Annotated in this window: 21 protein-coding genes and 1 pseudogene; 14 read left to right on the top strand and 8 right to left on the bottom strand. The window is 46.7% G+C overall.

The genetic code is table 11. The features are described 5' to 3' along the window. The first annotated feature begins 36 nt into the window (after window positions 1-36). Complete coding sequence (locus LDX50_RS12195; RefSeq protein ID WP_225698727.1) at window positions 37-2,208, top strand: S9 family peptidase; 2,172 nt, start codon at window positions 37-39, stop codon at window positions 2,206-2,208. Here the strand turns inward: LDX50_RS12195 and LDX50_RS12190 are convergent. Both LDX50_RS12190 and LDX50_RS12185 read right to left on the bottom strand, forming a co-directional pair. After that, a complete protein-coding gene (locus LDX50_RS12190; protein ID WP_225698726.1) occupies window positions 2,205-2,873 on the bottom strand; it encodes a head GIN domain-containing protein in 669 nt (222 codons plus the stop codon). The two genes, LDX50_RS12195 and LDX50_RS12190, sit on opposite strands and share 4 nt — an antisense overlap. A 97-nt stretch (window positions 2,874-2,970) precedes the next feature. Further along, window positions 2,971-3,723 carry a helix-turn-helix domain-containing protein gene (locus tag LDX50_RS12185; RefSeq protein ID WP_225698725.1) on the bottom strand — a complete coding sequence of 251 codons (753 nt, stop codon included), beginning with the start codon at window positions 3,721-3,723 and terminating at the stop codon, window positions 2,971-2,973. Between the two features lie 140 nt (window positions 3,724-3,863). On the opposite strand from LDX50_RS12185, the gene LDX50_RS12180 reads away from it, so the two are divergent. Further along, the gene (locus LDX50_RS12180; protein ID WP_225698724.1) at window positions 3,864-4,229 is read left to right on the top strand and encodes a hypothetical protein; all 366 of its coding nucleotides are present in this window, start codon (window positions 3,864-3,866) and stop codon (window positions 4,227-4,229) included. Window positions 4,230-4,235: 6 nt separating this feature from the next. Here LDX50_RS12180 and LDX50_RS12175 read toward each other — a convergent pair whose 3' ends face one another. Both LDX50_RS12175 and LDX50_RS12170 read right to left on the bottom strand, forming a co-directional pair. Continuing rightward, window positions 4,236-5,243 carry a phosphotriesterase family protein gene (locus LDX50_RS12175; RefSeq protein ID WP_225698723.1) on the bottom strand — a complete coding sequence of 336 codons (1,008 nt, stop codon included), beginning with the start codon at window positions 5,241-5,243 and terminating at the stop codon, window positions 4,236-4,238. Continuing rightward, window positions 5,240-5,845, bottom strand: coding sequence for a hypothetical protein (locus LDX50_RS12170; protein ID WP_225698722.1), 606 nt, complete (start codon window positions 5,843-5,845; stop codon window positions 5,240-5,242). The genes LDX50_RS12175 and LDX50_RS12170 overlap by 4 nt, the downstream gene beginning before the upstream one ends. A 292-nt stretch (window positions 5,846-6,137) precedes the next feature. On the opposite strand from LDX50_RS12170, the gene LDX50_RS12165 reads away from it, so the two are divergent. From LDX50_RS12165 to LDX50_RS12150, 4 genes are all read left to right on the top strand, one after another. Continuing rightward, on the top strand, window positions 6,138-6,605 hold the full coding sequence (locus tag LDX50_RS12165) for an inclusion body family protein (protein WP_225698721.1): 468 nt from the start codon (window positions 6,138-6,140) through the stop codon (window positions 6,603-6,605). Window positions 6,606-6,669: 64 nt separating this feature from the next. Beyond that, window positions 6,670-8,535, top strand: a complete 1,866-nt coding sequence (locus tag LDX50_RS12160) for an adenylate/guanylate cyclase domain-containing protein (RefSeq protein ID WP_225698720.1) — start codon at window positions 6,670-6,672, stop codon at window positions 8,533-8,535. Between the two features lie 35 nt (window positions 8,536-8,570). After that, window positions 8,571-9,335: an SDR family NAD(P)-dependent oxidoreductase gene (locus LDX50_RS12155; RefSeq protein WP_225698719.1), complete on the top strand. Its 765-nt coding sequence runs from the start codon at window positions 8,571-8,573 to the stop codon at window positions 9,333-9,335. A 174-nt stretch (window positions 9,336-9,509) separates the two neighbouring features. Beyond that, a complete protein-coding gene (locus LDX50_RS12150) occupies window positions 9,510-9,992 on the top strand; it encodes a DUF2846 domain-containing protein (protein ID WP_225698718.1) in 483 nt (160 codons plus the stop codon). 123 nt (window positions 9,993-10,115) lie between these two features. Here LDX50_RS12150 and LDX50_RS12145 read toward each other — a convergent pair. Next, window positions 10,116-10,247 (bottom strand): annotated as a pseudogene (locus LDX50_RS12145) (DUF1501 domain-containing protein); the annotation flags it as partial. A 139-nt stretch (window positions 10,248-10,386) separates the two neighbouring features. Here LDX50_RS12145 and LDX50_RS12140 point away from each other — a divergent pair. Next, window positions 10,387-11,592: a cadherin domain-containing protein gene (locus LDX50_RS12140; RefSeq protein WP_225698717.1), complete on the top strand. Its 1,206-nt coding sequence runs from the start codon at window positions 10,387-10,389 to the stop codon at window positions 11,590-11,592. Window positions 11,593-11,819: 227 nt separating this feature from the next. On the opposite strand, the gene LDX50_RS12135 is transcribed toward LDX50_RS12140, so the two are convergent. Further along, window positions 11,820-12,893, bottom strand: coding sequence for an NAD-dependent epimerase/dehydratase family protein (locus LDX50_RS12135; RefSeq protein WP_225698716.1), 1,074 nt, complete (start codon window positions 12,891-12,893; stop codon window positions 11,820-11,822). Between the two features lie 35 nt (window positions 12,894-12,928). On the opposite strand from LDX50_RS12135, the gene LDX50_RS12130 reads away from it, so the two are divergent. The 4 genes from LDX50_RS12130 (at window position 12,929) to LDX50_RS12115 (ending at window position 17,134) form a co-directional block, all read left to right on the top strand. After that, window positions 12,929-13,600, top strand: coding sequence for a hypothetical protein (locus LDX50_RS12130; protein ID WP_225698715.1), 672 nt, complete (start codon window positions 12,929-12,931; stop codon window positions 13,598-13,600). Window positions 13,601-13,665: 65 nt separating this feature from the next. After that, window positions 13,666-14,913, top strand: coding sequence for a DUF1214 domain-containing protein (locus LDX50_RS12125; RefSeq protein ID WP_225698714.1), 1,248 nt, complete (start codon window positions 13,666-13,668; stop codon window positions 14,911-14,913). Next, the gene (locus LDX50_RS12120; protein WP_225698713.1) at window positions 14,914-16,167 is read left to right on the top strand and encodes a sulfotransferase family protein; all 1,254 of its coding nucleotides are present in this window, start codon (window positions 14,914-14,916) and stop codon (window positions 16,165-16,167) included. It abuts the gene before it with no gap. Then, window positions 16,157-17,134: an SDR family NAD(P)-dependent oxidoreductase gene (locus LDX50_RS12115; RefSeq protein ID WP_225698712.1), complete on the top strand. Its 978-nt coding sequence runs from the start codon at window positions 16,157-16,159 to the stop codon at window positions 17,132-17,134. Before LDX50_RS12120 ends, LDX50_RS12115 begins: the two co-directional genes overlap by 11 nt. A 180-nt stretch (window positions 17,135-17,314) precedes the next feature. Here LDX50_RS12115 and LDX50_RS12110 read toward each other — a convergent pair whose 3' ends face one another. Both LDX50_RS12110 and LDX50_RS12105 read right to left on the bottom strand, forming a co-directional pair. Further along, the gene (locus LDX50_RS12110) at window positions 17,315-18,034 is read right to left on the bottom strand and encodes a DUF6090 family protein (RefSeq protein ID WP_225698711.1); all 720 of its coding nucleotides are present in this window, start codon (window positions 18,032-18,034) and stop codon (window positions 17,315-17,317) included. Between the two features lie 472 nt (window positions 18,035-18,506). Then, on the bottom strand, window positions 18,507-19,325 hold the full coding sequence (locus tag LDX50_RS12105; protein WP_225698710.1) for a hypothetical protein: 819 nt from the start codon (window positions 19,323-19,325) through the stop codon (window positions 18,507-18,509). Between the two features lie 65 nt (window positions 19,326-19,390). Between LDX50_RS12105 and LDX50_RS12100 the strand changes: the two genes are divergently transcribed. The 3 genes from LDX50_RS12100 to LDX50_RS12090 all read left to right on the top strand — a co-directional run bounded on the left by LDX50_RS12100 (window position 19,391) and on the right by LDX50_RS12090 (window position 21,902). Continuing rightward, window positions 19,391-20,206 carry a M23 family metallopeptidase gene (locus tag LDX50_RS12100; RefSeq protein WP_225698709.1) on the top strand — a complete coding sequence of 272 codons (816 nt, stop codon included), beginning with the start codon at window positions 19,391-19,393 and terminating at the stop codon, window positions 20,204-20,206. 37 nt (window positions 20,207-20,243) lie between these two features. Beyond that, a complete protein-coding gene (locus LDX50_RS12095; RefSeq protein ID WP_225698708.1) occupies window positions 20,244-21,155 on the top strand; it encodes an alpha/beta fold hydrolase in 912 nt (303 codons plus the stop codon). A 321-nt stretch (window positions 21,156-21,476) separates the two neighbouring features. Continuing rightward, window positions 21,477-21,902: a hypothetical protein gene (locus tag LDX50_RS12090; protein WP_225698707.1), complete on the top strand. Its 426-nt coding sequence runs from the start codon at window positions 21,477-21,479 to the stop codon at window positions 21,900-21,902. Window positions 21,903-22,214 lie beyond the last annotated feature (312 nt).

Genomic DNA, 22,214 nt, shown 5'->3' with positions numbered 1-22,214 from the left:
AGAATTCCTTAATTTCAATTGCAAAAATCCGGAACCATGTATAAATCCAATCTCCCTGTACTGATTGCCCTTTGTTTCTTTTTAACCAACTGTTCTGAACCGAAAGAAAAGGTGGCAGATATTACTCCGCCGGATGCAGAGAAGCAAGCGACGGAGCTGGAGAACCTGGGGGACACGCGTGTAGACGAATATTACTGGATGAAGCTCACCGAGGACCAGCGGAATGCTTCAGATCCGGATGCACAGACCATGAAAGTGATCAGTTATCTGAACGCCGAGAATGAGTATCGTGAGAAGGTCATGGGCGAGGACCTCTCAATGGAAGATGTACTATTCAACGAGATGGTCGGCAGGATTCAGCAAGACGACAGTTCGGTACCCTACTTTGAGAACGGATACTGGTATTACACCCGCTTTGGCGAGGGGGATGACTATGCCATCTATTGCCGCAAAAAGGGTAGTCTGGACGCCGATGAAGAAATTATGTTCAATGCCAACGAAATGGGGAAGAGCCATGAGTTTTTCAGTGTTGGCAATATGGCCGTAAGTCCGGATAACAACTGGCTGGCATTTTCGGTGGATACAGTGGGCCGTCGTAAATATGCGGGTATGTTTAAGGACCTTCGGACAGGTGAAATATTGAAAGAAAAGCTTCCATTATTCTCAAGTGGTGACTGGGCTGAAGACAGCAAATCTTTCATATATACAAGGATTGACAACGAGACACTTCGGAGTTTCGAGGTTTATATGCATAAGGTAGGTACTGATGCCGGACAGGACCTGAAAAAATATACAGAAACCGATGAGACGTATTCAATCTACCTGAATAAATCAAAGTCGGGGAAATATTTCTTCCTGGCAGCCGGCAATACAGCCTCGGCCGATGTGAAATATTTATCGACTGCTACGCCACAGGGAGAATTTTTTGAATTTTATCCGCGTACCCGGGGAGTTGAGTATTCGCTGGATCATTATGGGAGCGATTTTTACGTATTAACCAACGAGGATGCCGTTAATTTTCAGCTTTTCAAAACCCCTGTGGATCAAACAGCGCCCAGGAACTGGACTACTGTTATCGGGCACCGGCCGGATGTTTTCCTTCAGAATATAGAGCTTTTCAAAAATTATCTCGTCGTAAGCGAGCGGAAAGAGGGGCTTGTCCAACTTCGAGTAATGAACCTGCAGGAAGGGACGGAACACTATATCGAATTTGATGAGGAGGCATATGTCGCTTACGTTGATATTAACCCGGAATTCAATTCGCAAACCTTGCGATTCCTGTATACTTCCATGACCACGCCGTGGACGACATATGATTACAATATGAAAACCCGGGAACGTAAAATCATGAAACAGGAGAAGGTGCTTGGTGATTTTGATCCGGAAAACTATGAAACCCATCGAATCTGGGCCACTGCGAGGGATGGTGTTAAGGTGCCGATATCGATTGTGTACAGAAAAGGTATGGTACGGGACGGGAAAAACCCGCTCCTCCTGTATGGGTATGGCTCCTATGGCGCCAGTATGGAACCCTGGTTTGATTCCCAGAAACTCAGTCTCCTGGATCGCGGCTGGATTTGGGCAACCGCGCATATCAGGGGAGGGTCTGAATTGGGCCGGCAATGGTATGAGGACGGCAAAATGTACAAGAAGAAAAACACGTTTACCGATTTCATTGATTGCGGGGAGTACCTGGTAGCCGAGAAATATACCAGTCAGGAACACTTGTATGCCATGGGCGGAAGTGCGGGTGGTTTGTTGATGGGTGCCATCACCAATATGCGACCGGATCTCTGGAACGGTGTTGTGGCACAGGTCCCCTTTGTGGATGTCATTACAACGATGCTGGATGAATCGATCCCGCTTACAACCTTTGAATACGATGAATGGGGGAATCCCAATCTCCTGGAGCAATATGAATATATCAAGGGTTATTCGCCCTACGACAACGTCAGTGATGCTGAATATCCCAATATGCTGGTAACAACCGGCCTTCATGATTCCCAGGTCCAATACTGGGAACCGGCCAAATGGGTTGCTAAACTACGTGACCATAACAAGGGTGACGGAAAAATATTCCTGTACACCGATATGGAAGCAGGGCACGGCGGCGCCAGCGGGAGACTGAACAGCCTCCGGGATGACGCCCGTGTTTATGCCTTCCTGCTCTCAATAGAATCCGAAAATGATACGGCTAAGGAAAATTAATTCGCATCAATGAGGTTCAGGGATCCGGAAGTATTCTGACTGATCTGCGGATTGCCTTTATAGCGTATGGTGGCCGCGCCGCTGATCACAAGGGTCAGTTCGATTTCACACCGGATATCCATATCTGCTTCGCCTGATACGACGATATATTGAATGTTATTATCCAGGTCGAAATTGTCGACTTCCAGCTTTCCAGATGCATTGAAGGCCAGCTCATTCACTTCTCCGGTGAGAGAGATATATGCCTCTCCGGAAATATCCAGTGTGAGGTTATCAAGGTTTATATCTCCCGAACTAATGATATCGCTTTGTCCGGAGATGGCCACTTTTTCAAGATCGGGAACCGTAATATCAATCCAAACTCCTACGTTGGTTTCAAAGCAGGTCACATTTCGCGGGTACCGAACCTCGAGAGTTCCATTGTCAACTTCCACGATAAGCGGATCATAAAGTTGTTTTTCTGCACGGATCACCACTGATTGTACCCCACCCTGCGTAATGTTGAGGTTTATCGGTCCGGAAAGTTCGACCTCATCAAAGGCGCTGACCGATTGAATATATTCGTTTACAGTTCCATCACCGCGAAGGCAAAGATCAACGTCGTCATCATTGCAGGATGCATATCCCAGCATGATGATAAGAAGGAAAAGGGAAATTTTTTTCATGTCGAATTCTTTTGAGTTTATTAAATATCAACATGAACCAATTCGGGTACAATGACAACGGAAATTAAAAAAGATGAATTTTATCAGCTATCAGAATCTACAGGATGGAATTGATCAGATGAACCATTTCCGCGGTATTACGGACATCCAGTTTTTTGAGCAGATTTTTGCGATGGCTTATAACCGTATTTGTGGCAATATTGAGATGTCCGGCGATTTCTTTCGAATTTTCTCCATTCCTGATTAAATCTGCTACTTCCCTCTCCCTGGAAGTAAGGCTGCAGATGGCTTCAATGGATTTGAACCGTTTTGGTTTCATTTCAATGTACAGTGAATGGATTTTTTTCAGCAGTGATTTCGCTTCGTTCGTTGCAACTTCTAGTTGCGCCTTATCATGATTCATGGAAATGTAGGTACTCAGAACAAAATATGTGCGTTTGGGTCCTGAAACCTGATCCAGGATGGCTGTCAGGCACTTAAGCCTCACCAGTTCACCATCGGGCCTCGTTATACCACCATCCACATCCATTATCACCGGTTTTGTGAGCAGCCGTAAATCTTTTTCGAGGTCGGCAATTTCCCGGGTGAGCTGTGCGGAAATAGGATCAATCAGTTCTTTCGGCGTAATAGACAGGATGAACATGATACCCATTTTCTGAAAATTCCGGATATCATATCCACTCACTTTTTCAACAGTCTTGCTGATCCATAAATAATCACTGGAAGAATACCAGTTTATTGCGAAAAAAGAATTCGGAATATTATTCAGACTTTCAAGGGCTGATTGGAACTCATCAATTTTATGATCCCTTTCCAGATTAAAGAAACCGATGCTTTCTTCAATTTTCATGTCTGAATTTAACAAGATATATAATGGATTTGTTTCTTGTCAATTTATTGGCTTACAAATATATCAGACAACGAACTTTATTCCCTAAATATTTTGGATTATTGGTCGTATCCACCTGTTAAAATTCTGTAACTTCAATAATGATCCAGTTTGATTATGAGCATTCAACCTATTTCGGTGATCACCTGAAGGTAGTCATCGAAGACGGTACGCTTCGTTATCGGCAGTTTACGGTAAATTTTCCAGGCAGAAGCAAGTGGATATCCCTGGAAGTGGATGAAGATAAGTTGAATGACTTTTTAGAAACGCTTCAGAACCTGGAGAGCTGTATGGAAAATTACCGTATGAAAAATCGGTTCAGCAAAAGAAAATACACCCTTTTTTGTCATACAGATAAGATTAAAAAAACAATTCATGGTGTTGATGATTTTCAGATCCCTGTGCAGCTGTGCCTGGTGAAAATGGCGAATCTTCATCCGGAACTGGAGGATGTCGTTAATGGTTAAAAGACATCATTCGGCTGACTTCATCAATGAAAACGCCCTTGCAGGGTTCTCCTGAACAATTTTTACGAATTCATCATCTGAAAATCCGTTTGCCAGCAACCGTTCCCGAAATGAGGTGAGTAGTGTTGTGTAGCCTCGAAATTCTCCACCATTCAACTCGCCCGGACTGTACCATCCCGCATCATGGGAGAGAAGCAGATGATCCAGCAGATTGTTCTCCTTTAAATTTTGAATCAACGCCAGATAGTCCTGCTGGTTATCTTCTGTTAACCCGTCAAGACTTATCCATGCACCTCTTTGTGCTGCTTCGACATGCCTGGCCGGATCCGGTTCATTCTGGGCATGCACCCAGATGAAAGCACTGGCGGGGACTCCCTCTTTTTCTAGAATTTCAAGTTGTTGAAATGCTGGCTCCGCCGGACCGGTATGGGACGCGATGGTAAGTCCGGTGGCTTTATGTGTTATCGCTGCAGCAGTAATGAGTTTACGGTGCTGGGGTGAGAGCCTTCCAGGGTTTACGCCGATCTTAATAAAACCCGGCTTAATCCCCGTTCCTTCAATCCCCTTTTCAAACTCTCGGATCCAGCGTGCGGCGAGGTCTTCTGCTGTTGCATCAAAGGCATACAGGGGTAAAAATTTATTATCCACGGCACCGTATAATCCTGTGTTTGTCACGATATTGAGACCGGTGGAATCTGCCAGCATTTTCAGCAAACGAGGATCCCTGCCAATGAACGCCGGTGTACAATCGAAAAAAGTTTGAAGCCCCTTTTTCTGTGCTTCCCGAAGATAGGGTAAAATAATTCTCGCCGCTTCCTGCCGATCCCAGCGACGATACCCTGTACTATCGGCGCCTATAAAATCGACCAATACGTGTTCATGGATAAGCGTTGTTCCCATCTCAGCGGTTGAGACCGGTCCGTTCACTGTCATGATAAAATGGTTGTTCTCGCCGGGTACGCATCCCCATAAAGCCAGAAGCAGAATAAACCAGTTTCGACAGGTGAACTTCATAACGTCGTTGCGATACGGTTGATTCTGGGTTGTAAAATCCAAATTCCTACAGGCCAAAACCAAAGCAGTATGAATTCACCTGTGAAATCACTCCATTTTGCTTCCTTGTTCAGCTCGATGGAGCGAATGGTTTTGGCATTATAGTAAAGTAAATAGAAAAGGCAGAATACATAAAACAGGTGAATGGGAATAAAAACCAATAAACCGGTACTGTAGAAGAAGTCTAATGGCGGATTTGCATTGAATACAAATAGCAGATTATAGGAAATAATCAGAGCGAGCATATAGAGGCTGACAAAAATAAAGAGGTGCCGAAAACGCCGCTTGTTCACAAAGATTGCCTCCGGAATTTTTGGATATAATCCAATGCCAATTGACCAAAGCCAACCCAGAAACATGAGCCCAGAAAATATCATGACAAAGGGAAAAGTATACAGAATCCCCGTCATATTATCAGTCAGAATTGAGAAGGTCATTCCTGCCAGATAAATGATGGCTGGAATACCAACCATGGTTATAAAAAGAACCCAGTGGCGAGAAGTGAGAAAAAATCGCATTTTAGACTTTAGTGAGAAGATCTTAATATACCTGAATTTACTCAAGATCTGAAATTCGTTCAGCACAGAAGACTGCCCCTCAGGTTTTTTTAGGCTAGTGGGTGGAAATATGACAGGATTATCATTATTCAACCCCCTAATGATCAAACTGTAAATAACTTGTGTACACTTTAAATGTTATGAGTTAAATTGAAAACTGACATAAGAATAGCTATATTGTATATCCACTTCACCCCAGGTTGGCCAGTAATCTGTAAAAACAGCTTATCCTGTGGCAAAGGTGGACAAACCACTTTGTCTATTGACTGCAACCATAACCAAACCCACTGTTACTAATATGACGCGTAATTACTTGTTGACTGCCTTATTTATGGTTCTTGGCCTGGGAAATCTGTTCGGCCAGGTAACACATCACATAAATTTATATGTGAATACCGCCGAGATCACGAAGCCTGATGAATACAGATTTTGCACATTTGAAAATCAGCCTGCAGATGTGGATGTACGAGAGTTCACCGTTCAGGTAAATGTTGGAGACATCGTGATCTGGCATGGAATTTCATCTTCATCGCCCAATGATCAGGTCCTGATCTCACAAATTAATTATCAGGGTGGCGACAATGTCTTTAACAGTAACGTTCTCAACGATACACCCGAAAACCCGGGAGTGGTCGTTGGCGTGGTTCAGCCCGGTACCGTTGGATTTACGATGAAATACGTGGTGAATTTCAAAGTATTAAATAACGGTATTCAGCGTAATGGTACGTATCATCTTGATCCCAAAATATTTGTAGCACCTAACTAAGGCGCGAATCGATTTGATCCTCCGACATCCGATATTGTACAGTTTTCTCTTCGGTATTCTTTTCTTGCCGATAACAGTTTTCAGTCAGATCCTTCAGCAAGCTGATAGTCTTGAAGACCGTTATTTAAAGGGGGATTTTCCGGAAGAAGAGCGTATTGCTCTGCTTCGGGAACTGGCCTATGCCGGGGATGTGGATAAGATGCTTAAGTACAGCAATGAGCTCATTGAAACGGCAGAGCGTTTGGATTCCCTCGATGGACTTGGCGACGGGTATATTTATAAAGGGCATGCGCTCAGGCTGAAGAGTGATTTACCGGAAGCACTTAAGAATTATTTTGAGGCCACACGAATCGGACGACAACTGAATAAAGTTAAACGTATTGCCCGGTCGGAAATAAGTATTGCCGACGTTTATTCCATGATGGGAAATCACCAGAATGCGGTGCGCTACTACCAAAGTGCAATCGGATTGCTGCGGGATATACAGGATTCAATCGGGTTTTCATCCGCACTTGAAAATTTGGGGGATGAGTACCTCACTGTTGATATGCCGGATTCAGCACTGATGTTTTTTGACGAATCCGGACGGGTATTTCGGGCGATGAATTACACTGAGGGTCTGGCCTATAATTTGGGTAACCGTGGCATTGCGTATGCGCAGCTTGGCAGGGATCAGATGGCCAAGGATACCATCAACCGGGCTGTAACCATGATGGAGATCATGCAGAACTATTACCCGATATCGGTATATCTCACCTACATGTCGGATATCTACCTGAACCAGGGAAACTGGACGGTCGCAATGAATTATGCCCAGCGAAGTCTTGAGATTGCCCAAAAGCACGGCTTGAAGGATCAGCTCAGCGGGGCTACGCTAAAAATCTCTGAATTATACGAACAGAAAGGTGAATACAGTAAGTCGCTGGATTTTTACAAGCAGCATATTGCCTACCGCGACAGCGTGAATAATATTGCGTCTGTTCAGGAAATGGCCAATATCCGGGCCAATTTTGAGATTGCTCAAAATAAGGAAATGGCGGAAATACGTGCCAATTTTGAAATTGCTCAAAAACAAGTTGAGGTGGATCTGCTCAATCAAAAAAGGCGTGTTCAACAGATCATTGTAATTGCAGTGGCCAGCGCTTTGTTTCTGATCAGCTTGCTGGCCCTGGGGCTTTTCCGCCGGAATAAATTTATTCAGCGCACAAAAAGGCTGATTGAAAAGGAGAAGGACAGGTCAGACAACCTTCTATTGAATATCCTTCCTGAAGAAACAGCCCAGGAGCTTAAGGAAAGCGGGCGCGTAAAAGCAAAACGTTTTGAATCGGTCACGGTCCTGTTCACCGATTTTAAAGGCTTTACCTATTACTCTGAAGACCTTACCCCTGAGCAGCTGGTAAAAAGTGTTGACTTCTACTTTTCAAAGTTTGATGAGATCATTGAAAAATACGGACTGGAAAAGATCAAGACCATTGGGGATGCCTATATGTGTGCCGGCGGCTTGCCCTTCCCATCGGAAGATCATGCGCTGAAAGTCACCCAGGCTGCGTTTGAGATTGCCGAGTTCATGGAGGAGATGAAACAAACCAAAGAAGAAGAGATAGCGCATTTTGAGGTCAGAATTGGTATAAATACCGGACCTGTGGTGGCCGGGGTTGTTGGAACCAAGAAGTTTGCCTACGATATCTGGGGAGATACGGTGAATATTGCCTCCAGGATGGAATCAAATTCCCTTCCGGGTCATATCAATATTTCAGAGAATACCCATCAGTTGGTTAAGGATCATTTTGATTGCATTTTCAGAGGAGAAATCCATGTGAAGAACAAGGGAATGATGAAGATGTATTTTGTTAACCGCAAGCATAACTCCAATGGCAAAAGCAACACTGAACATATTGATGAACCTTCATCAGTGCAAAATCAGGGTTAGATTAACATAAGAAAGCAAGCATTGATCTGAAAGCAATGGCATACCCTCTATTTGATCTGAACGGAAAGGCAGCCCTGGTAACGGGTGCTGCACGCGGATTGGGGAAGGCGTGTGCATTAGCCTTAGCGCATGCCGGTGCCGATATTGCGCTCGGTTTACGTGATATAAACAGCGGTGAAGATGTGGAGGAGGAGATTCGCGCAATGGGGCGTAATGTGCTGCGACTGCAGATGGATGTAGGGCAACTCGACCAGATCAACGCAGCGGTTACCCGCGCGCATCATGAATTTGGAAGGATTGATATCCTGGTGAATAATGTAGGCATCGCCCCGGCCAATCCAGCCATGGATGTTACCGAATCTGATTTTGACGAGACTATCAACCTGAATATCAAGGGAAATTTCTTTACCGCACAGGCGGTCGGAAGGATCATGAAAGAACAGGGCGGCGGCAACATCATCAATATGAGTTCGCAGGCAGGATATATTGCCCTGGATGACGAATCCATCTATTGCATGACCAAGGCTGCCATTAACCATCTCACGCGGAACCTGGCGTCTGAATGGGCGAAATATAATATCCGGGTGAATGCGGTGGCGCCTACTTTTATTGAGACACCCGGCACAAAGCCGTGGCTTGATGATCCTGAATTCCGTAAGAGCGTTGTCGACCGGATTCCACTCGGGCGGGTTGGAAAGCCGATGGAAGTGGCAGGCGCAGTAGTCTTTCTGGCATCGGAAGCCGCTTCCCTCATTACTGGTGAGATCATGCTCATTGATGGCGGGTGGACGCTGAAGTAACCCTGTAGATTGCAGGCAGGCAGGGAGCGATTCTCCATACGTCCCTCACCCCCCTCAAGGGGAAACACCCCCCTGACCCCCCTCAAGGGGGGACAAAAATTCCCCAAAAATAATTTGTTGCTGAACATCTGTATATCAGACTTTTCTCTATGTTTATATCATATTAAATTCATAATGAAAAAGATTTTCTTAACTACAATAATACTACTGTTCACCGGGGTGTTCAGTGTTGTATTCTCGCAGGAATTGCTTGAGAATAAAGAGGGAGCAGACTTCGGATTGGTATATTTCCTTCGCGGGAAAGGCCATGTAGGTTCGGCCACGGCATTTAGTGCTTTCATAGATGAGGACCGTGTCTGCAATCTCAGTAACCGACGATTTTCAGCGCATGCCGTTCAGCCGGGCGAGCATGAATTCAGGGTTCAGTTTGATGGCGGCAAAACGAAAAAGAAGGCCGAAGTCATAAAAATTGATATTGAGGCAGGCAAGACCTACTACATCCAGATGACAATTCAGACGGGTGTATTTGTGAATGACCTGACCCCGGTGGAAATCACCAGAAATACTGCGCTGCGTCTCGTGGAGGATGACAAGATAGAGGTTGATAAAGACTGTATTGAAGCGGCAAAGGCAGCCTGGGATGCCGTTAAGGAATAGTCAGTAGTCAGTAGTCAGTAGTCAGTAGTCAGTAGTCAGCCCGCCTGCCGGTTTACCCACCGGAGGGACAGCGTAGGTGGGCAGGCAGGTAGTCATTCTGAAGGCAGGAAGGTTGTTGATAACTTATGTTAGGATGTTTTTTACAACATTTCCGTGAACATCGGTGAGGCGGAATCGTCTGCCCTGAAATTTATAGGTGAGCCGTTCATGATCCAGGCCAAGGATATGAAGGATTGTTGCGTTCAGGTCGTGTAACACTCCCTTTAACCCCCTCGAGGGAAAACACCCCCCTTAATCCCCCCTCGAGGGGGGACGGTGAGGTGTCGTCCTCTAAAGAAATATTCATAATTACCGATGTTTTTAATATCTTACCTGTTCACAAAAATTTACCGCTTTGATCGCTCCCTTGAAAAGACCCAATCTTCTTCTTCTAATCCTGTTATTATTTTTTTTCACTGCCGGCTGTAACGACGACGATGATTCACCTGAATCCTGTGAGCTTCCTTTCAATGAAATTGCGTTTGCAATAGCTGAAAATGCAGATGCCGGCACTGTAGTAGGTGATGCATCCATTGTTCCTCCCTCTGGAAAGGAAGTAAGCTATTCGATTACATCCGGAAATGACGGAAATACATTTGGCATCAACACTGCCGGTGAAATTTCTGTTCTGAACAACAACCTGCTGGACTATGAGCAGCGTCAGCAGTTTGAACTTGAAATTGCGGTTACGGCGGAGGGGTGTACAGATGGCGTTGTAACCGCCATAATAAACCTGCTGAATGAAAAGGATGAGCTTTATTCGGATCAGTTCTTCGAGAATATTTCGAAGAGTGAGCTTATTTCCTACGGTCCGAATGGCGACGACCAGGTCATGTACATCTACGAACCTGTGGGGGCTGACCAGGCACCAAGGCCCGTTCTGGTTTTTGCGGGAGGCGGAGCATTCCTTCCTTCCAACCTGGATGTTTTGGATAACCTGGCGAGGCGGTTTGCCGGCACAGGCTATGTGGTAGCTCTGATGCGGTATATTTCAGATCCCAACAGGCAAATGGATCCCTTTGAACGATTTGTGACCGCCGTCCATGATGTGAAAGCCGCGATACGTTTTTTTCGGAAAGACCAGGACACCGATAATCTTTACAATATAGATCCTGATAATATTTTCGTAGGCGGTCATGGTACAGGTGCCTTCATCGCACTTCAGGCTGCATATGCCCGGGCAGATGACTTTACTCCGGCACAACTGGAGCTGGTGAACTCCTATGGCGGTGATGAAGGTGAACGCGGAAATCCGGGATATTCCAGCAGTGTTAATGGTGTGGCAAGCCTTGCAGGCGCGATATACGATTTAAATTTCATTGATGCGGGTGAACCACCAATCTCCTGCATTCACAATGTAGGCGATACGGACGTTAATTGTGAAGAAGGCCTGGAAGGCAGTGCCATTGCATATGGTTCCTGCAGAATCATCGCGCATGCCGAGTCGATCGGCCTCGATAATCAGTTCTCGCTGCTCGCAGGAAACAGTCACGGTGAGCCCGTTGTCTGCGCCGATTGTCATGATAAAACGATGCGGTTCTTTTTGAATTATTTTAAGTAAAGGGGATTGCCCTTGCCGGGCGGGCCTCACTTTTTTCAGTCGCGAAAAAAGTGAGCAAAAACGCTTGGCCTGGCCCAAACTCGTCGGCGTTGCCTCCTCAGACATGGCCCAGGCCGGTCTTCTATTGATCGTCATCCCTAACTTTGCGCAGGCTACGGTGGGCAGGCCTTACAGGAGGAGCGCTGGTTCGTCCCCCCTCAAGGAGAAACACCCCCCTTTATCCCCCCTCAAGGGGGGACGGCTGAATAAAACTCAATCGTTCTTTTTAACGCCACATCACGATCATACTTCGGTCGATAATTAAAATCATTCATCGCTTTTTTCGAGGAGAAGGTGAAATCGGTACAGGTATAGGCGACCGCGAAGCGGCTGAATTTCGGATTGTAATGTTTGACCGGACGGAGGAGCATCGCGATCCATTCCGAAACTGCGCCCATTGAATAGGCGATATTCCTGGGAATCCATGCGTTCTTCGGGAAGATCCTGTGCCCCGACCCTTCCACGATCTGGTCGAAAAACCTGAAAAAATTCTCGCCCTCACCATCGGTTATGAAATAAATCTCCCCGGCAATTTTCGTGTTGCCCCTCCATAATTCCGCTGCCGCCAGCACATGCGCAAACGCCATATTTCCCACATATACATGCTGGCATTTTGATTTTCCATTCCCCAGCCGCACGTAAAAACCCGATTTAGCCATCTTGATCAAGGGCTCAATATGATAGGGATCACGCTCCCCGAATACATCTCCGGGCCGCAAAATACAGGTCCGCAGTTCATTGCCGTTAGCCTGCTGAACCTCGATTTCAGTCAGGTGTTTCGATTCACAATATACATTCACATGCTTTTCCGGGTAGGGCTGCGTTTCATCAATATCGATCAGCGGCTTGCCGGAATATACTGCATCGAGAGAGCTCGTATAGATCAGGTTCCGAACACTATTTTTTCTGCAGGCCTCAATGACATTCCGGGTTCCGCCGACATTGGAATCCAGCACTTCAGCGCGTGACTTTGTTCCCCAGTCAATGATCGCCGCACTGTGAATGACGATGTCTGTGTCTGTGGTCAGCCGTTCCATCAGACCCTGATCGCATATATCGCCCTGAATAAATTCAACCCTTTCATCCGGCACACCTGAGAAGGGTTTAATGTCCATGGCAATAACTTTTTCAACAGGCAAGGGCGAGTCATCCATGAGTAATTCATCCACGATCCGATTCCCTAAAAATCCAAGGGCCCCGGTAACCAGAACCCTTGCTGCCTTTTTTTGATTGATTTTAGTACCTTGCCCAGAATCGGTCATTACATTTATATTACCCAGATAAACTCCAGTCGGAATTGAAGAAAACAATATATATCATTCGGGGAATAAAAGGAGAGAACTATCCGGATTTTAAAGGCCGCATCCTGAACCTTACGAAAAAGACCGCATCAGAATATAATCCGGCGAAATTGCATGTGGTCCTCACCGAAGTGGCACCCCCGATGGTATCTGTTATCCCCTTCAAACGAAAAAAAATTGGCGTCATATCCGTTAAAAGTGAATCAGAAACGGAGTATTCAATTATCACAGGTGAAACGGGATTTTGCGGTATGTATCATGTGGAGGAGGCCCTGCCGGTTGCCTATGAGAAGACCTGGCCCGATGGTGAAATTACTCCAGGCATATGTCTTCTCACCCTTTTCAACCAGAAGAAGGGAATTGATTATAACCAGTTCATCGACCGGTGGCATAACAGCCATACACCACTGTCCCTGAAGATCCATCCCCTCTGGCACTACAACCGGAATGTGGTTCGTGATTCCAAACCCGTCAGCACAGAAACCTGGGATGGTATCGTGGAGGAACATGTAACATCAAGAAGCAAACTGCTGAATCCCTTTTCATTTTTTGGTAATCCTGCCGTCATCATCCAGCGTATGATGGCGGTCTACAAGGATACAAAGACATTTATCGACTACCCGTCGATGGAACCCTATCTTACCCGGGAATATCATATCAAAAGCTGATTTTAGGTCAGGGATTCCTAATGAGTGACGATTGAGGTGCAATCACCTCTAAAGTGTGGCAGTAAATGTCGTACATCACTTATGAATCATTATTCCTATTTTTAGGAGAACTAAACTTATCCTTATCCATGCGCGGCCTGCTTTTCGCCTTTCTGAAAATATCTGAATTCTTCCGGAAAGTAAGACTTTCCATCAGCGGAAAAACGGAGGATGATATCCATGATGAGCGTGTTGTATCCGGAAAATCATGGGATGAATTCTGTGATCAGCTGAAACTTGCCGGAAGTACCCTCCATTTACCGGGCACGCCCCAGAATCCGTTCAACCAGGCCGAGGGCCTTCGCTATCTCACCCGTCTGACCCGCGCCGGACTGGAAGCTTTTGTGGAATATGCAGACCCGGCGTTTCCTGTTTTCAAACGGATGGTTCATGAAACCGTGAAGATGGGGGCCGATAATCCCGATAACTATTATTTCAATGCCCAAATCAGCGGTGATTTTGAATATGTCATTCGGGGGAAGCGCAATTCCGTCCATTACATCGGGTTTTTTACGCAGAACGGGAATTATGGAACGACGGGCGGACTGGCACCGTGCGGTGTGCTCGAAGGAAGTGATCTGATCGTGGAAGAAGACGGCTCGTTCGAGATATCTGTGTGCCGGGAGCGTAAGGGCAGCAACTGGCTGAAGATCGAGCCGGAAACCAGCATGGTCATGGTGCGCCAAACGTTCCTCAACCGGTTTGAGGAAACACCGGCCGAAGTACATATTGAAAATACCGACGGGAGAACGGCTCCATCAGCACTGACACCAAAGATGATCGATGAAGGCTTGAAAATGGCCTCCATGTTTATCGCCGGAGCCCCGGTTTTATTTGCCCGATGGGCGAAAGGATTTCAGAAACACCCGAATAAGCTGCCGTTGTTTGATCCGGAAGTATCGAATGCTGCGGGAGGTGATGCCAACATCACTTACTATCACAGCTACTGGAGCCTCAAGGAAGATGAGGCATTAGTGATTACGGTAATGCCGCCGGAATGTGACAGCTGGAACTTCCAGCTCAATAATTACTGGATGGAATCCCTGGATTACCGTTATTTCACGATTTGCGTGAGCAAGGGCAATGCGACCTATGAGCCGGACGGCAGCCTGAGGGTTATCGTCGCTCATCAGGATCCGGGCCTTCCCAACTGGATCAATACCTGTGAGCATTCTGAAGGGACAATGTGCTGGCGCTGGTACCGGCTAAAGGATCAGAATGATGCCGTGGAGCCCCATTGTGAGGTTGTGAAATTTGATACGCTTCTGGTCTGAATGAACCCGGACAACGCTATACGGTCGGAAGATTACAAAAAGCAACCGCTGTGGTTTAAGGGGATCAATGCACTGTGGGGAGCTACCTATCCGTTGGGTACAAAGTCGGTGTTGAAAAAAGACAGCCTTATTAAAGCAGCCCGTAAATCAACCGGACTGGAGGATCTTGGGAGTGATTTTTGGGATGAGCCGCTGGAGCGGATGATCGATTCCATTCAGCAGGAAGCGAGGCTTCATCCGATCGGACAGTTTATAACCCGTCAGCGAATTATTAATTTATTGTCGGTGCGGCTGCGTGCTGAGGAATATTTCAAAAAATACCCGGAGATCCTGGAGCAGGATGTTTATCCGGCCATGATCATCGTTGGTTTACAGCGCACAGGTACGACGAAGCTTCAGCGGCTGCTGGCTGCGGATCCGGAAAACAGGTCGGTACTCAGCTGGGAAGCCATCAATCCCGCACCCATAAAGAATGATGTGAAGTCGGGGGAGGAGCGCATAAAAATTGCCAAAACCAGTGTGAAAGCATTGCAGCTGATGTCCCCCGGATTTTTTGCGATCCACCCGGTGGAATACGAAGCGCCGGAAGAAGATGTGTTACTGCTGGATGTTTCTTTTCTGAGCACCACGGCGGAGGCAACGATGCATGTGCCATCCTATGCTTCCTGGCTGGAGAAGACAGACCAGTCACCTGCCTATGCCTACATGATGAAGCTACTGAAGCTGCTGCAATGGCAGCGGCCGGGTAAACGCTGGGTTCTCAAGACGCCGCATCACCTCGAATTTCTTCCGCAGATTAAAAAGCATTTCAATGATGTGCATTTGATATGGCCGCACCGGGATGTGCACCAGTCGATACCATCCTTTTTAAGTATGGTGGCCTATTCACGCAGTTTGTTCAGCAATATGGTGCGGCCGGAAGAGGTGGCGGAACATTGGGTGAGGAAGGTTGGTTACATGCTGGATCAGGCCCTGGCATTCCGAAAGGATGGAAATGAAGCCATGTTTACGGATATTCAATACGAGGATCTGGTAAAGGATTCAACGGGGGTTCTGAAGCAGATATATTATGACAGGGGACTGGCAGTTTCCGATGAACTGGCCCAAATTTTTGAGAATACGGCATTGAAGAACCCACCGGGAAAATATGGAAAACATGCGTATCGGCTTAGTGATTTTGGGATGGAGAATTCCGATCTGGACCGGTACACATCAGCATACCAGGAATTTCAAAAGACATTAAATGGGAGATAAACAGAAGCAATATAACAGTCCGTTGCAAGCGACGATCAAGGGGATTACCGATTTGTTCAGGAAGCAGGAGCGGGTGGGAACACTCAATCCGTCGGACCGTCTTGAAGGTAAGACCGTACTGATCATGGGGGCCAGTTCCGGGCTTGGACTGGCGACAGCAAAGCAGATTGCAGCCCTGGGAGCGAAGGTGGTGATGGGGGTACGGAGCGGGATTCCCAAGCGGGGAGAAGAGGTGAAGGCATTTTCGGGGAATGATGACGTACATATGCTGTATGTGGATCTTGCCAGCTTTGAATCGATCGATGCATTTGTGCGTGAGCTGAAGGAAAAGATCGGCAAAATCGATATTCTGATCAGCAATGCGGCGATTGTGGTGAAGGAGGCAAGAAAGACCGACAGGGGGCTTGATGAAATGTTCATGGTGAATTATTTGTCGAAATTCTACGTGGTGAATGAGCTTCTGAAGGTTGGTGCGTTTAACACGGACGGCGATTCCCTTCCGCGGATCATCTATGTCTCTTCGGAAAGTCACCGGAACCCATCAGAATTCGAATGGGAAACATTCGGAAAGTTTCAGGAGCATAAGATGGCGAAGACGGTGGAGCGGTACGGGTATTATAAATTATTGCTGACTACGTTCGCGCGTGAACTGGAGCGTAAGCTGAATGCTGAGAAAGTGAAGTATTCCGTTTTTGCTTTATGTCCGGGGCCCATAAACTCAAACATTGCGCGGGAGGCGCCGGCAGTTGTTCAGCCCCTGATGAAGCTGATCTTTAAGATGTTCTTCCGTTCCCCTGAAAAGGCCGCAGAGCCGGTAGTGTACATGGCGGCCTCAAAGGACCTGGAGGGCAAACCGCATGATTATTTATTCCTGATGAGCCGCGAGGAGGTAGATGAAAAGGCCGCGGACGAGGAGAACGGGAAGAGACTTTGGGAAGCGACACTTTTATTAGTCAGTAGTCAGTAGTCAGTAGTCAGTAGTGGTACTGGCTCATGGCAATAGAATAGAGCTTTTTATAGTAAAATATATTCGGGCAGCTCTTCTTATTTTTTTAATTCAAAGACTACAAAACCAACGGAAGATTCCAGCCTACTTTCTATCCCTACTAATTACTACCACTACTGACTACTGACTACTGACTACTGACTATTCTGCAAGTCTTTCCAACTCACTGTCAATAATATCATTTGATATTTTAAGTCGATTCCTGATACCTTGGATACGAAATCTGAAATGACTGTCATCTTCCTGATTAAGTGACAGGATACGTATTAATTCAGGGGATTGTAAAAAGCCTTCTTTGGGTCGTTTCTGAATGACATAATTGCCATTTTCATCTTCTGTTGAGACAAAATCAAGAATGAGTGGTTCAAGATTGGATATGATTGTTTTCCAACCTCTTTCACGGGCGTAATCATCAATGAACAGGCTTGCCCTGGGTTGGTAAAGTTCGTATAACCTGGTAATCATATACCGGATAGAGTCATTCCGGATTTTCTCCAGGCCCTTGACTTTCAGTGATTCATAGATGCTGCGGTCATAGGTATAGGTTGAGCCCATGGATGTCTTGTTGTAGGCATTCATGATGACAGAATCGGGAAAGGTTGTATTTTTTGTGTTAATGGCCTTTAGCAGGAAGTTGATTCCGTCCTGTCGGGTTCCTGAACGTTCGGTGAGGCCTTCGATCAAATAAAAGTCGCCCTCGATCGCACTTTGAATCTGGAGGAGTACGTCGATCTCATATTCCTTATCTTTTTTGGATTGCCACCAGGAATTGATCATCAGGGCGATAAGAATTCCGATAACGACCAGGATAATTTCGCCAAATGCGTAAGCCAGATAGCGTGAAACGTTATTCTTCATCATAAAGGAGTGCCGAATTTTTCTGAACAGATGTAGCATGCAGGTGGAAGATAGTAAGGAAAAAGGATAAGCCCTCGCCGGGCAGGCCCTACTTTTTCCATTGACCGTGCTTCGCCGAAGCGGCTACGCGAAGGCTGAGTGAAAAAGTAGGCAAACCTGCCTGCCGGTTTACCCACCGGAGGGACAGCGTAGGTGGGCAGGCAGGAAATCTAGGCCTGGCCCTCCCGAAGGGATCCCTACGGGAAAACTCGTCGGCGTTGCCTCCTCAGACACGGCCCAGGCCGGTCTTTCGTCCATCGTCATCCTGAAGAGCCTCCGGTGAAGGCCGGAGCCGTTTCAGGATCTCTTATTTGTCTGCTATCTATCAGGAGATCCCTGCCTCGCCGGCCTGTCCGCCGTAGCCAGAGCGTAGGCGGGGATGACGGTAAGGGGAATGGTTTTGCCTCCGTCCTCCCTTGAGGGAAAACACCCCCCTTTATCCCCCCTCGAGGGGGGACGCACTCGCTGCTGGGAACGTGAGTGCCTCCCTGGCTTCTCTCAGAATAATGTCCTCATCCTGGAAGATCTCAATGAACCGATAGGTGGAAACCTGGTCTGCATTGCAAACGAATAGTTTTTGGTAGGAAATTTTTTCCTGGCTGATGTATTCGCGGCGGGTGGAAGACAGCGTATGGATGCCCTGTTCATCGAGAAGTTCGAGGACCACGATCGCCAGAAACTTATGTGCCGGGTTGCCGGAAATCAGTTCAGATTCAATTTCATCGTAATCTTCCTGTTCGATCATTTCGCGGAATTCATATACTGCCGGGGTGGTGAAACCCTGACAGTCGAAACCCATCACCTCGTATTGCGGCGGAACAGCACGCGGCGGTGCACTTACCATCGAGCGATACGCCTTTTCATTCTTCAGAAGACCGGTTCCTGAAATTTCCGGAACATCTCCCGGGAGTCGATAATAGGAATAGGAAATGACAGTGCCGTCACCCATTGAATACTCCAGTACCAGGGAATCATTATTCAGTAAGCCTACAATATTATCGAATGTTTCCCTAGTCGGAATGAAACTTTCCCGGACGGAATAGGTGATCCGGTTTCCGGATAGGTCATAGTTGTAAACAATGAATTCTTCCATCCCTCCAAGGTAGCTCAGCGCAAGGCTGTCCCCGAACCAAAGTTCCATGTAATTACCGTTGGGGTCTGTGCCGGCCCACTTTCCTTCAAGCAATTCCGACTTAATTCCTTCGCAGGAACCGAGGGTGATCAGAATCAACAACAGACGAATAATTTTTATCATCGTGGAAAAATCCTTTATTTAAACGTTAATTTATTAGTGAAAAAATTTATTTCAGATCAGATCCTATGCTACGTATCCTTTTGTTCCTCATTATAATAAGCATTACAACTGAAATTTTTGCCAAAAACCAGGTAAAGGTTTATTACGAAAGAACCGATTTTGGGTATCAGATCTTTGCTGATAATGATGAAATGTGCCCTGTAAGTATAAAGTTTGAATTTGAACTCACCAATTTAGAGGCGGATTCGGAAGATGGTAAGGTTTATCTGCTTGAAGGTGATAAGAAAGGGCAATACCTTTTTGATGTCAGGGTGATTGACAAAGGAAAAACTTACCGCCTGGGTTATCGATTCTGGAATAATATCGGGGATGTGTTGCTGGATGAGTATGATGAGGATTTTGAATATTATCTGCCGTTTAAAAAGTCGGAATCCTATAAACTCTGGCAGGGATATGACGGATCATTTTCACATCAGGGCAAGAATTCGCTCGATTTTACCATGGACGTAGGAACCCCGGTTGCGGCGATGCGGGACGGACTCGTGGTGAAAGTGGAGGAATCAAATAGCAAAAATTGTAATACCCGGGATTGTATTCAGTACAATAACTTCATCGTCGTGTATCATTCTGATGGTACGTTTGCCGAGTATACCCACATTGAGAAAAACGGGTCAAAAGTGAAGGTAGGGGACCGTGTAAAACAGGGGCAAATCATTGCTTCCAGCGGAAATGTGGGGTTTAGTTCCGGTCCGCATTTGCATGTCGTGGTTTTCCTTCCCCGTTTTGATGACCGTTTAACTGTGAAAACGAAATTCCTCGTGGGAGATGGCAGTGAGAGTATCTACCTCGAGGAAAAGCAGATTTATTCAAGGAATTATTGACAGAGTTTCTGAAATTGCTTTCAACAGAACTCTTAAAATGAAGGCAATATTCCATTCAATTCTTTTTTTGTTCGTGGCGATGACTGCCTGCGGACAGGAAGAAGGGTATATCATTTCCGACGGCTTCAGGCTGAATTATAGGGTGATCGGGCAGGGGACGCCAGCACTGGTCGTGGGGAGTTCGGTATATTATGCGCGGATGTATTCAGAAAACCTGCAAAAGCATCTGAAGATGGTGATGACGGATCACCGGGGTTTTGTTCCGCCAAATGGTGAGCGTGATCATTCAGATTATCAACTTGAAAAGATCATTGATGACATGGAGGCGGTTCGGAAAAAACTGGACCTCGGGAAGGTAATTGTGATCGGGCATTCGGGTCATTCCTTCATGGCCCTTGAATATGCCAAGAAGTATCCACAAAACGTGTCGCATGTTGTGATGATCGGAACGGCACCTGATTTCGGTCCGGAAAACACTGCCCTCATTGACCGGACGTGGTCGGAATCTGTAGATCCCGAGCGGAAAACAGTATTGGAGGAAAACTTCAAACGCATCACCGATGAGGAGATCGCAGCGTTGCCATCCGGCGAGGCATTCATCCGGAATTACGTCCGCAGCGGACCGATGGCATGGTATGATCCCTATTTTGATTCAACACCCTTGTGGGAAGGCGTTTATGTGAATGAGGATATGCTGAACTATGTCTGGGGAACAGTTTTCGTAGAAATTGATATTACAAAAGGACTTTCGGAGCTGGAAGCGCCGGTGTTCCTTGCCCTGGGCCGGTATGATTATCTTGTCGGTCCGGCGTTCACCTGGAATGCCTATCGCGACAAATTTCCGGATCTCACCATCCGCATTTTCGAAAAGAGCGGGCATTCGCCTATGTATGAGGAGCCGGAGGTGTTTGATAGGGAGTTGCTGGCATGGCTGGAGAGCAGGGAGTAGGGAAATATAGTCAGTAGTCAGTGGTCAGTAGTCAGAAGTAGGGGATCCTGAGACAAGCTCAGGATGACGATGGAATAATGCCGGCCTGGGCCATGTCTGAGGAGGCAACGCCGACGAGTTTTCCCATAGGGATCCCTTTGGGAGTGCCAGGCCAAGCGTTCCTGCCTGCCCACCTACGCTGTCCCTCCGGTGGGTAAACCGGCAGGCAGGTTTGCTTACTTTTTTTGCGACTAAAAAAAGTAAGGCCTGCCCGGCGAGGGCAAAAGGCTGCGTGCAATCGCCCAACTTGTAAAAACCCGGATTTTTTTCTTCTTTAGAACTATGATTCGCATCCTTGGCTTTGTAGTGCTGATCCTTATTTCTGCCTGCACATCTGTCCGTCCCCCGCAATTCTGGATTGAGGGTTTTCAGCGAAACGGACAAATCGAAAATCGTAAAGATCTGAACGCGCCATTCAAGCTTTCGGTAAAATTCAAAGACTGGATTACCATGGTGGCAACACTGGAGGAGATCCAGTCGAAAACACCCGTGAGCAGAACCGAAGTGACGCTCGTTTCCAAAGGAAATAACCTGCAGGTCATCACCAACCCCAACGGACAGTTCACTTTTCCGATCAATGATGCCCCGGAAAGTATTTCGTTCCAGGTGGAGGGTTATGACAGGGTTGTCATGACCTTTCCGAAACATTACTGGGATCCGTATTTGCCCGAAGAGGTGAAGAGAACCACTACAAGAAAAATAGAGTAGATAGATTTTAGTCAGTAGTCAGTAGTCAGCCTGCCTGCCGGCAGGCAGGTAGTCAGTAGTGGGGGGATCCTGAACATCGTTCGCTTTGCTCACTCTTTCAGGATGACGAAAGAGAGAGGACCGGCGTGGGCCTCACACCCGTTCCTGTCTAAGTTAGACATCTACCTTAATCCCCCCTCGAGAGGAAACACCCCCCTAACCCCCCTCGAGGGGGGACGTACTATCCTGCACCGCATCAACGGGGTAAAGGAGGTTAATGAAAAAAGTGCGATCAATCAATTATTAATAAATCCACATTTACTGTAATTTTGG

The organism is Fulvivirga sedimenti (assembly GCF_020328055.1).
The sequence above is the reverse complement of the archived record's forward strand: the minus strand, read 5'-3'. Positions and strand labels throughout refer to the sequence as shown.

Excerpts from the sequence above, each read along its gene's own strand:
- LDX50_RS12195 (WP_225698727.1), top strand. The coding sequence starts at position 37 with ATGTATAAATCCAATCTCCCTGTACTGATTGCCCTTTGTTTCTTTTTA.
- LDX50_RS12190 (WP_225698726.1), bottom strand. The coding sequence starts at position 2,873 with ATGAAAAAAATTTCCCTTTTCCTTCTTATCATCATGCTGGGATATGCA.
- LDX50_RS12185 (WP_225698725.1), bottom strand. The coding sequence starts at position 3,723 with ATGAAAATTGAAGAAAGCATCGGTTTCTTTAATCTGGAAAGGGATCAT.
- LDX50_RS12180 (WP_225698724.1), top strand. The coding sequence starts at position 3,864 with ATGATCCAGTTTGATTATGAGCATTCAACCTATTTCGGTGATCACCTG.
- LDX50_RS12175 (WP_225698723.1), bottom strand. The coding sequence starts at position 5,243 with ATGAAGTTCACCTGTCGAAACTGGTTTATTCTGCTTCTGGCTTTATGG.
- LDX50_RS12165 (WP_225698721.1), top strand. The coding sequence starts at position 6,138 with ATGACGCGTAATTACTTGTTGACTGCCTTATTTATGGTTCTTGGCCTG.
- LDX50_RS12155 (WP_225698719.1), top strand. The coding sequence starts at position 8,571 with ATGGCATACCCTCTATTTGATCTGAACGGAAAGGCAGCCCTGGTAACG.
- LDX50_RS12150 (WP_225698718.1), top strand. The coding sequence starts at position 9,510 with ATGAAAAAGATTTTCTTAACTACAATAATACTACTGTTCACCGGGGTG.
- LDX50_RS12135 (WP_225698716.1), bottom strand. The coding sequence starts at position 12,893 with ATGACCGATTCTGGGCAAGGTACTAAAATCAATCAAAAAAAGGCAGCA.
- LDX50_RS12125 (WP_225698714.1), top strand. The coding sequence starts at position 13,666 with ATGTCGTACATCACTTATGAATCATTATTCCTATTTTTAGGAGAACTA.
- LDX50_RS12120 (WP_225698713.1), top strand. The coding sequence starts at position 14,914 with ATGAACCCGGACAACGCTATACGGTCGGAAGATTACAAAAAGCAACCG.
- LDX50_RS12115 (WP_225698712.1), top strand. The coding sequence starts at position 16,157 with ATGGGAGATAAACAGAAGCAATATAACAGTCCGTTGCAAGCGACGATC.
- LDX50_RS12110 (WP_225698711.1), bottom strand. The coding sequence starts at position 18,034 with ATGATGAAGAATAACGTTTCACGCTATCTGGCTTACGCATTTGGCGAA.
- LDX50_RS12105 (WP_225698710.1), bottom strand. The coding sequence starts at position 19,325 with ATGATAAAAATTATTCGTCTGTTGTTGATTCTGATCACCCTCGGTTCC.
- LDX50_RS12100 (WP_225698709.1), top strand. The coding sequence starts at position 19,391 with ATGCTACGTATCCTTTTGTTCCTCATTATAATAAGCATTACAACTGAA.
- LDX50_RS12095 (WP_225698708.1), top strand. The coding sequence starts at position 20,244 with ATGAAGGCAATATTCCATTCAATTCTTTTTTTGTTCGTGGCGATGACT.
- LDX50_RS12090 (WP_225698707.1), top strand. The coding sequence starts at position 21,477 with ATGATTCGCATCCTTGGCTTTGTAGTGCTGATCCTTATTTCTGCCTGC.